The organism is Streptomyces longispororuber (genome assembly GCF_024448165.1).
Taxonomy (GTDB): Bacteria; Actinomycetota; Actinomycetes; order Streptomycetales; family Streptomycetaceae; genus Streptomyces; species Streptomyces longispororuber_A.
In genome coordinates, this window is sequence record NZ_JAMOLN010000300.1 from 1 (window position 1) to 9598 (window position 9598).

Consider the following 9598-nt stretch of genomic DNA (forward strand, 5'->3'; position numbering starts at 1 on the left):
AGGTCACCCCGTCGTCGTCTCCCTGGACAGGGCCTGCCGTGCAGGCATAACTTAACGATCGTTCGAGATAGAAGTCTGCGACGCACGCCACACCGGACCGGGCGCCGCGGATCACAGGAGGAGAGGTTGCCGTGCGCCGTACCGTGTTCAGCGAGGATCACGAGGCGTTCCGTCGGACGCTGCGGGACTTCATCGCCAAGGAGGTCGTCCCGGTCCACCACGAGTGGGAGGAGCAGGGGCACCCGCCGCGCGACTTCTACCGCAGGCTCGGCGAGCTGGGCGTGCTCGGCATCCAGGTGCCGGAGGAGTTCGGCGGGGCGGGCGAGAGCAGCTTCAAGTTCGCGGCCGTCGCCGCGGAGGAGACCTCGCGGGCCGGGGTCTCGTTCGGCAACTACTCCGTGCACGCGAACCTGATCCTGCCGTACCTGATGGCGTACGCCACCCAGGAGCAGAAGGAGCGCTGGCTGCCCGGGTTCGCGACGGGCGACCTGATGACGGCCATCGCGATGACCGAGCCCGGCACCGGCTCCGACCTCGCGAACATCCAGACCAGGGCCGAGCTGTCCGCCGACGGCACGCACTACGTGCTCAACGGCGCCAAGACGTTCATCACGGGCGGCGCGCTGGCCGATCTGATCCTCGTCGTGGCCCGTACGGCGGCCTTCGACCCGGCCGACCGGCGGGCCGGTCTGTCGATCCTGGTCGTGGAGTCGGCGAGCGAGGGCTTCTCCGTCGGCCGCAAGCTCCAGAAGATCGGCCTGAAGGCGTCCGACACCGCCGAACTCGCCTTCGTGGACGTGCGGGTGCCGGTGGAGAACCTGCTCGGCGAGGAGGGCAAGGGCTTCTCGTACCTCTCCCACAACCTCGCGCAGGAGCGGCTCACCATCGCCGTCGGCGGCGCCGCCACCGCCAGTGCCGCGCTGCGGTTCGCCACCGACTACGTCCGCGAGCGCACCGTCTTCGGCAAGCCCGTCGCCCACTTCCAGAACACCAAGTTCGTGCTCGCCGAGTGCGCCACCGAGGTCGAGGCCGCGCAGCTGATGGCCGACCGCGCCCTCGAACTGCACGACGTGGGCGAGCTGTCGGTGGCCGACGCCGCGAAGGCCAAGCTGTTCTGCACCGAGGTCGCGGGCCGCGTCATCGACAAGTGCCTCCAGCTGCACGGAGGTTACGGCTACGTCACCGAGTATCCGATCGCCCGCCTGTACGCCGACACCCGGGTCTCCCGGATCTACGGCGGCACCAGCGAAGTGATGAAGACGATTATCGCCAAGTCCCTCGGCCTCTGATCGCCCTGAACACCCGAGCACCCGAACGCCCTGAGCACCCGAACGCCCTGAGCGCCTGCTCGCCCTGATCGCCCTGCACCTCCTTTGAACGTCCGTTCCGCAGAAGGGTTCTGACATGCAGATCGACGCCCGCTCCTCCGCCCTCGTCACCGGGGGCGCCTCCGGCCTGGGCCGCGCCACCGCCGAGCGGCTCGCCGCCGCCGGCGCCCACGTCGTCGTCTTCGACCTGCCCTCGTCCGACGGCGCCGCCGTGGCCAAGGAGATCGGTGCGACGTTCGCGCCCGGCGACGTCACCAGCGAGGCCGACGTCACCGCCGCCGTCGCCGCGGCCACCGCGCTCGCCCCGCTGCGCATCACCGTGAACTGCGCGGGCATCGGCGGCGCCGGCCGCACCGTCGGCAAGGAGGGCCCCTACGACCTGGACAGGTTCCGCAAGGTCGTCGAGGTCAACCTGATCGGCACCTTCAACGTGATCCGCCTCGCCGCCCAGGCGATGGGCGCGAGCGAGCCGGTCGACAACGACCGTGGCGTCATCGTCAACACCGCCTCCGTCGCCGCGTTCGACGGCCAGATCGGACAGTGCTCGTACTCCGCGTCGAAGGGCGGCATCGTCGGCATGACACTGCCGATCGCCCGCGACCTGGCCCGGACGAACATCCGCGTCATGACCATCGCCCCCGGCCTCTTCGAGACGCCGCTGCTCGGCCGCCTCCCGCAGGACGCGAAGGACTCGCTCGGCGCCCAGGTGCCGCACCCGGCCCGGCTCGGACAGCCCTCCGAGTACGCGCAGCTCGCCGAGGCGATCATCACCAACCCGATGCTCAACGGCGAGACGATCCGCCTCGACGGCGCGATCCGCATGGCTCCCCGCTAGACCTCAACCCACCCTCTTCGCTTAGGAGTTCCCCATGCGTGACGCGGTCATCGTCGATGCCGTCCGCACCCCCGTCGGCAAGGGCAAGCAGGGCGGCGCCCTCGCGGGCATCCACCCCGTCGACCTCTCCGCCCACGTCCTGAAGGCCCTCGCCGAGCGCAACGGCCTCGACCCGGTCACCGTCGACGACGTCATCTGGGGCTGCGTCTCCCAGGTCGGCGAGCAGGCGGGCGGCGTCGGCCGCTACGCGGTGCTCGCGGCCGGCTGGCCCGAGTCCGTGCCCGGACTGACCGTCGACCGGCAGTGCGGTTCCTCGCAGCAGGCCGTGCACCAGGCCGCCGCCGGTGTCATCGCCGGGCAGTACGACATCGCCGTCGCGGGCGGCGTCGAGTCCATGTCCCGGGTCCCGATGGGCTCCACGCGGGCCGGCGGTCTGGTCGGCGCCCCGTACGGGCCGCTGGTCGGCGAGCGCTACGACCACTACGCGTTCAACCAGGGCATCGGCGCCGAGATGATCGCCGAGGAGTTCGGCCTCAGCCGCGCCGACCTCGACCAGCACGCCGCCGACTCCCACGAGCGGGCCGCCCGTGCCATCGACGAGGGCCGTTTCAAGGGCCAGATCACCCCGGTCACCCTCCCCGACGGCACCGTCTTCGACACCGACGAGGGCGTGCGGCGCGGGACGACGGCCGAGAAGCTCGCGGGCCTGAAGACCCCGTTCAAGGAGAACGGCGTCATCTCCGCGGGCAATGCCTCGCAGATCTCGGACGGCGCGGCCGCCCTGCTCGTCACCACGACCGAGATCGCTCTGCGCAACGGCTGGACGCCGATCGCCCGCTTCCACACCGGCGTCGTCACCGGAGTCGACCCGATCACCATGCTCAAGGGCCCGATCCCCGCCACCGCCAAGGCACTTGAGCGCTCGGGGCTCGACCTCGACGAGATCGGCGCGTACGAGATCAACGAGGCGTTCGCCTCCGTCTCGCTCGGCTGGCAGCGGCAGACCGGCGCCGACTACGAGCGGATGAACCCCAACGGCGGTGCCATGGCCCTCGGCCACCCGCTCGGCGGCTCCGGCGCCCGGCTGATGACGACGCTCGTGCACCACATGAAGGACAACGGCATCCGCTACGGCCTGCAGTCGATGTGCGAGGGCGGCGGCATGGCCAACGCCACCGTCCTCGAACTGCTCTGACGCCACTCACGGCCACGTACGGCCATTCAAGGAAGGACCCGGGAACCATGGACGCCGCCGATTTCACAGCGGTACGGGACGCGGTGCGTCGCCTCGTGCGCGAGGACGTCGTTGCGCGCGAGGACGAGATCGAGGAGACCGACGCGATACCGGAGGACATCCGGCGCAAGGCGGCGGACATGGGCCTGTTCGGGTACACGCTGCCCGAGGAGTACGGCGGCCTCGGGGCCTCCCTGCACGAGGACGTGCGGCTGGCCTTCGAATTCGGCTGGACGACCCCGGCCTTCCGCTCCATGTTCGGCACGAACAACGGCATCGCGGGCAAGGTCCTCGTCAACGCGGGCACCGAGGAGCAGCAGCGGCACTGGCTGCCCCGGCTCGCCGAGGGCGCGGTCGCCTCGTTCGCGCTCACCGAGGCCGAGGCGGGCTCCGACCCGTCCGGGCTCACCACGCGCGCCGTGCGCGACGGCGACGGATACGTTCTCAACGGCGCCAAGCGCTTCATCACGAACGCACCGCTCGCCGACCTGTTCGTCGTGTTCGCCCGCACCGGCGAGGAGCCGTACGGCACGAAGGGCATCTCGGTCTTCCTCGTCGAGGCGGGACTGCCCGGTGTCACCGTCGGCCCCAAGGACCACAAGACCGGCCAGGCCGGCGCCTGGACCGCCGAGGTGTTCTTCGACGACGTACGGGTGGAGCGGTCCGCGCTCGTCGGCGGCGAGGAGGGCGCCGGGTTCGGCGCCGCCATGAAGTCCCTGATCCGCGGCCGGATCCACATCGCCGCGCTCTGCGTGGGCATGGCCGAGCGGATCCTGGAGGAGTCGGTCGCCCACGCCGCCGCCAGCAAGCAGGGCGGCCGACCCATCGGTGAGTTCCAGCTCGTGCAGGGCATGCTCGCGGAGATCCAGACGGGTGTGTTCGCCGGGCGGGCCATGGTGCTGGACGCCGCGGAGAAGTACGACTCGGGGGAGGACCGCAGACTGCGCCCCTCCGCCACCAAGCTGTACTGCTCCGAGATGGTGTCGAAGGCCGCCGACCTCGCCGTGCAGATCCACGGCGGCATGGGGTACATGCGCGGCACCGTCGTCGAGCGCTGCTACCGCGACGCGCGACTGTTCCGAATCTACGAGGGCACCAGCGAGATCCAGAAGCTGATCATCGGCCGCGCCCTCCTGAAGGGTGTGAAGTAGCCGATGGCCATGACCGAGATCCCCCTCATCGCCCGGCTCTCCGAGGACGAGCGGGCCATCGTCGAGGTCGTCGCCGACTTCGTCGACCATGAAGTCCTGCCGGTGGTGCAGGAGTTGGAGCACGCCAACACCTATCCCGAGAAGCTCATCGAGCAGATGAAGAAGCTCGGCGTGTTCGGCCTGCTGGCGCCGGCCGAACACGGCGGCGTCGACGTGTCGACGGCCTGCTTCGCCCTCGTGGCACAGGAGTTGGCGCGCGGCTGGATGTCCCTGTCCGGCTCGATGGGCGGCCACTCCGTCGTCACGTACCTGATCCGCACCTTCGGCACGCCCGATCAGCAGGCCGCGTACCTGCCGCACCTGGCGACCGGCGAGCTGCGCGCGACGATGGCCCTGACCGAGCCGGGCGGCGGCTCCGACCTCCAGGCCATGGGCACCAAGGCCGTTCTCGTGGAAGGCAGTTGGATCGTCAACGGCTCCAAGACGTGGATCACCAACTCGCGTCGCGCCGGGCTCGTCGCGCTGCTGTGCCGCACCGAACCGGCGCAGGGCAAGGGCTTCTCCATCCTGCTCGTGGAGAAGGACGCCGGATACGTCGTCTCCAAGGACCTGCCGAAGCTCGGCTACAAGGGCGTCGAGAGCTGCGAGCTCGTCTTCGACGACGTCAGGGTGCCCGAGACCGCCGTGCTCGGCGGAGACTTCGGGGCCGGGTTCGCGCAGATGATGCGCGGCCTGGAGATCGGCCGCATCCAGGTCGCCTCGCGCGCCCTGGGCGTCGCGCAGGCCGCACTGAACGACGCCACGCGCTACGCCCAGGAGCGCCACACCTTCGGACAGCCCATCTGGCAGCACCAGTCCATCGGCAACTATCTCGCCGACGGTGCCACCAAGCTCCGCGCCGCCCGGCTGCTCACCCTCGACGCCGCCGCCCGCGTCGACGCGGGGGAACGGGCCGACCTGGAGGCCGGCATGGCGAAGCTGTTCGCGTCCGAGGTGTGCATGGAGATCGCGCTCAACGCGGTGCGGGTGCACGGCGGTTACGGCTACTCGACGGAGTTCGACGTCGAACGCTACTTCCGTGACGCGCCCCTGATGATCGTCGGCGAGGGCACCAACGAGATCCAGCGGAACGTCATCGCCAAGCAGCACATCGCCCGCAACCGCGTCGACGACGGAGGCCGCCGATGAGCGCCCCCACGGCCGGGTACGCGGACGGGCTCGCCGCCGGTGAACTCCGCTTCCAGCACTGCGGCGCCTGCGACCGCGCCGTCTTCTACCCGCGCGTGCTGTGCCCGCACTGCGGCAGCGAATCCCTTGCCTGGCGCACCAGTTCGGGCCGCGGCGCGGTGTACGCGACGACCGTGCTGCACAAGCGGGGCACCGACCCGTACAACGTGGCGCTCGTCGACGTCGACGAAGGGTTCCGCATGATGAGCCGCGTCGAGGGCGTCGCCCCCGCGGACGTGGCCATCGGGGCACGGGTGCGGCTCGACGTGATCGAGGAGGACGGCGTCCCGCTGGCCGTCTTCCGACCGCTGGAGGACCAGGAATGAGCACCACCGATCTGCGGGGCAGGGTCGCCGTCGTCGGCGTCGCCGAGTCCGACCTCGGCCACGTGGCCCCCGGACTGACCCACTTCGACCTCATGGGCCAGGCCACCGCCCGCGCCCTGAAGGACGCGGGCCTGAAGAAGTCCGATGTCGACGGCTTCTTCTGCGCCTCCTCCTACCTGCCGTTCCCGACGCTCGACGTCGCCGAGTACCTGGGCATCCGGCCGGTCTACGCAGACTCCACGAACGTCGGCGGCAGCTCCTTCGTCGCCCACCTGCTGCACGCGGCGATGGCCATCGAGGCGGGCCTGTGCACCACCGCGCTCATCGCGTACGGCTCCACGCAGCGTTCCGACGGCGGCCGTCTCGTCTCCCCGACGAAACTGCTGCCGTACGAGGAGGCGTACAAGCCGCGCTACCCCGTCTCCATGTACGCCCTGGCCGCCTCCCGGCACATGTACGAGTACGGGACGACGCGCGAGCAGCTCGCCGAGGTCGCCGTCGCCGCGCGCGACTGGGCGCAGCTCAACCCGAAGGCGTTCACGTACGGACGCGGTCCGCTCACCGTCGAGGACGTGCTGTCCTCGCAGATGATCAGCCACCCGCTGACGTCGAAGGACTGCTGCCTGGTCACGGACGGCGGCGGCGCGGTGATCCTCACCAGCGCCGAGCGCGCCCGGGACCTGCCGGTCACCCCCGCGTACTTCCTGGGCGGCGGCGAGGCCACCTGGCACCGCTCCATGTCGCAGATGCCGGACCTGACCACGACCGCCGCCGTCGACTCGGGACGCCGCGCCTTCACCATGGCCGGCCTCAAGCCGAGCGACGTGGACGTCGTCGAGCTGTACGACGCCTTCACCATCAACACCCTGCTGTTCCTGGAGGACCTGGGGTTCTGCGCGAAGGGCGAGGGCGGCGCGTTCGTGTCGGGCGGCCGCATCGCCCCCGGCGGCGAACTGCCCGTCAACACCAATGGCGGCGGCCTGTCCTACTGCCACCCCGGGATGTACGGCATCTTCCTCATCATCGAAGCGGTACGGCAGTTGCGGGGCGAGGGCGGGGCCCGCCAGCAGGCGGGCACGAACGTGGCGCTCGTCAACGGCAACGGCGGCGTCCTCTCCAGCCAGGCCACGGCCCTGCTCGGCACGGCGGAGGCCCTCGGATGAGCGGGACGAGCCCGATGAGCCGGACGAGCGCGGGAGCCCGTGAGGCGTTCGCGCGGATCGAGGCGCAGTGGCGGCCGCGGCCGGTGGAGACGACGGAATTCCTCACCGCCGCGCCCGCCCAGGCCCTCGCCGCCGTGTTCGACCAGCCGCCCGTGGTGAGCGGCGTCGGCGATCCGCTGCCGCCGCTGTGGCACTGGCTGTACCTCCTCGACCGGCCGGCCCAGGCGGAGCTCGGCGAGGACGGCCATCCGCACGACGGCCTGTTCCTGCCCCCACTGCCCGAACGGCGCCGGATGTTCGGCGGCGGCCGCTCCACCTTCCACGCACCACTGCGCGTGGGCGACCTGGTGACGCGCCGCTCGGAGATCGTGTCCGTGCGCGTGCGGGAAGGCGGCTCGGGCCTGCTCCTCCTGGTGACGGTCCGTCATACCTACTCCGTGCAGGGCGGGATCCGCACCGTCGAGGAGCAGGACATCGTCTACAAGCAGCCCGGAGGTACGGCGGCAGGCCCCCCGAGGCCGGCACAACAGGCGGACGCCGCCTGGGCGTTCACGCTCCGGCCCGACCCGAGCCTGCTCTTCCGCTTCAGCGCGCTCACCTACAACGCCCACCGCATCCACTACGACCGCGAGTACGCCCGCGACGTCGAGGGCTACCCCGACCTCGTCGTCCACGGCCCGCTGCTCGCCCTCTCCCTCCTCGAACTGCCACGCTGCAACGCCCCGGAGCGCACCGTCACGGCCTTCTCCTTCCGGGCGAAGGCGCCTCTGTTCGCGCCGCACGCCTTCGAGGTGCGCGGCATGCCCGACGGCGACACGGTCGCGCTGGAAGCGGGCCTCCCGGGAGCCGTGCCCGGCATCACCGGCACCGCCTCGCTCGCGTAACCGCCCCAGAACACTCACCGGAACGAGAGTCACCCCCTCATGCCCAAGACCTTCTCCTCGCCCGCCGAGTTCGCCGCCGCGGCCGGCACCCACGTCGGCGTCAGCGACTGGGTGACCGTCACCCAGGACCGCATCGACACGTTCGCCGACGCCACCGGCGACCACCAGTGGATCCACGTCGACCCGGCGCGCGCCGCGAACGGCCCCTTCGGCGCGCCCATCGCGCACGGCTACCTGACCCTCTCCCTCATCCCCGTCCTCACCCAGGGCGTCTACAAGATCGAGGACGTCAGGATGGGGGTCAACTACGGGCTCAACAAGGTCCGCTTCATGAACCCCGTCACGGTCGGTTCCCGCGTCCGCGCCTCCATCGACGTCGTCTCCGCCGACGAGGTCCCCGGCGGCGGCCGGCAGATCGTCAACCGGGTCACCGTGGAGATCGAGGGCGCCGACAAGCCGGCCTGCGTCGCCGAGACCGTCGTCCGCGTCTACTGACCAGCCCCCAACCACCCCTGAGATCGACGGAGTTCACCATGCCCGAGAACGCCGACCAGAGTGCCGACCGGAGGGTCGCTCAGAAGGTCGCCATCGTCACCGGAGCCGCCCGCGGCCTGGGCGCCGCCACCGCGCGGCGCCTGGCCCGGGACGGATACGCCGTCGCCGTCCTGGACCTCGACGAGGCCGCCTGCGCCGACACCGTCGCCGGCGTCGGGAAGGAGGGCGGCCGTGCCCTCGCCGTCGGTGTGGACGTCGCCGACGCCGACCAGGTGGAGGCGGCCGTGCGGCGCGTCGCCGACGAGCTCGGCGCGCCCCTCGTCCTCGTCAACAACGCGGGCATCACCCGCGACAACCTCCTGTTCAAGATGACCGAGCAGGACTGGGACTCCGTCCTGGGCGTCCATCTGCGCGGCGCGTTCCTGATGTCCCGCGCCTGCCAGGCGTACATGACCGCCGCCAAGTGGGGGCGCATCGTCAACCTGTCCTCCACCGCCGCCCTCGGCAACCGCGGCCAGGCCAACTACTCCGCCGCCAAGGCGGGCCTGCAGGGCTTCACCAAGACGCTCGCCATCGAGCTCGGCACGTTCGGCGTCACCGCCAACGCCATCGCGCCCGGCTTCATCGCCACCGAGATGACCGCCAAGACCGCCGACCGCCTCGGCCTGTCCTTCGACGACTTCAAGGCGCGTGCCGCGGCGAACATCCCGGTCGCCCGCGTCGGCGCCCCGGACGACATCGCGAACGCGGTGTCGTTCTTCGCGGGCGAAGCCGCCGGGTTCGTCTCCGGACAGGTCCTGTACGTCGCGGGCGGCCCCCGGGCCTGACCCGCGCACGCACCCGAGAACGGCCGCCGTGCCCACCCGCACGGCGGCCGTTCCCCATCCGGGTCCTGAACGTTCGATCAGGGCATTGACAGCGTCGGGAACGCCGACGATGCTCATGTCCACCACCG

General features: G+C 71.0%; 10 protein-coding genes. All 10 read left to right on the forward strand.

Going from position 1 to position 9598, the window contains the following annotated elements:
- Positions 1 to 131 precede the first annotated feature (131 nt).
- Entirely contained in the window at positions 132 to 1289 is a 1158-nt protein-coding gene (locus M4J07_RS44350; RefSeq protein WP_255982373.1) for an acyl-CoA dehydrogenase family protein, read from the forward strand.
- A 115-nt stretch (positions 1290 to 1404) separates the two neighbouring features.
- On the forward strand, positions 1405 to 2163 hold the full coding sequence (locus M4J07_RS44355) for a 3-hydroxyacyl-CoA dehydrogenase (RefSeq protein WP_255982375.1): 759 nt from the start codon (positions 1405 to 1407) through the stop codon (positions 2161 to 2163).
- Between the two features lie 34 nt (positions 2164 to 2197).
- Positions 2198 to 3358: a thiolase family protein gene (locus M4J07_RS44360; protein WP_255982377.1), complete on the forward strand. Its 1161-nt coding sequence runs from the start codon at positions 2198 to 2200 to the stop codon at positions 3356 to 3358.
- 47 nt (positions 3359 to 3405) lie between these two features.
- Positions 3406 to 4548 carry an acyl-CoA dehydrogenase family protein gene (locus tag M4J07_RS44365; RefSeq protein ID WP_255982379.1) on the forward strand — a complete coding sequence of 381 codons (1143 nt, stop codon included), beginning with the start codon at positions 3406 to 3408 and terminating at the stop codon, positions 4546 to 4548.
- A gap of 9 nt (positions 4549 to 4557) precedes the next feature.
- On the forward strand, positions 4558 to 5736 hold the full coding sequence (locus M4J07_RS44370; RefSeq protein WP_255982381.1) for an acyl-CoA dehydrogenase family protein: 1179 nt from the start codon (positions 4558 to 4560) through the stop codon (positions 5734 to 5736).
- The gene (locus M4J07_RS44375; RefSeq protein WP_255982383.1) at positions 5733 to 6101 is read left to right on the forward strand and encodes a Zn-ribbon domain-containing OB-fold protein; all 369 of its coding nucleotides are present in this window, start codon (positions 5733 to 5735) and stop codon (positions 6099 to 6101) included. Before M4J07_RS44370 ends, M4J07_RS44375 begins: the two co-directional genes overlap by 4 nt.
- Positions 6098 to 7264, forward strand: coding sequence for a thiolase (locus tag M4J07_RS44380; RefSeq protein WP_255982385.1), 1167 nt, complete (start codon positions 6098 to 6100; stop codon positions 7262 to 7264). The genes M4J07_RS44375 and M4J07_RS44380 overlap by 4 nt, the downstream gene beginning before the upstream one ends.
- Complete coding sequence (locus M4J07_RS44385) at positions 7261 to 8148, forward strand: FAS1-like dehydratase domain-containing protein (protein WP_255982387.1); 888 nt, start codon at positions 7261 to 7263, stop codon at positions 8146 to 8148. The genes M4J07_RS44380 and M4J07_RS44385 overlap by 4 nt, the downstream gene beginning before the upstream one ends.
- A 39-nt stretch (positions 8149 to 8187) precedes the next feature.
- Complete coding sequence (locus tag M4J07_RS44390; protein WP_255982389.1) at positions 8188 to 8643, forward strand: MaoC family dehydratase; 456 nt, start codon at positions 8188 to 8190, stop codon at positions 8641 to 8643.
- 38 nt (positions 8644 to 8681) lie between these two features.
- Positions 8682 to 9470, forward strand: a complete 789-nt coding sequence (gene fabG / locus M4J07_RS44395; RefSeq protein ID WP_255982391.1) for a 3-oxoacyl-ACP reductase FabG — start codon at positions 8682 to 8684, stop codon at positions 9468 to 9470.
- Positions 9471 to 9598 lie beyond the last annotated feature (128 nt).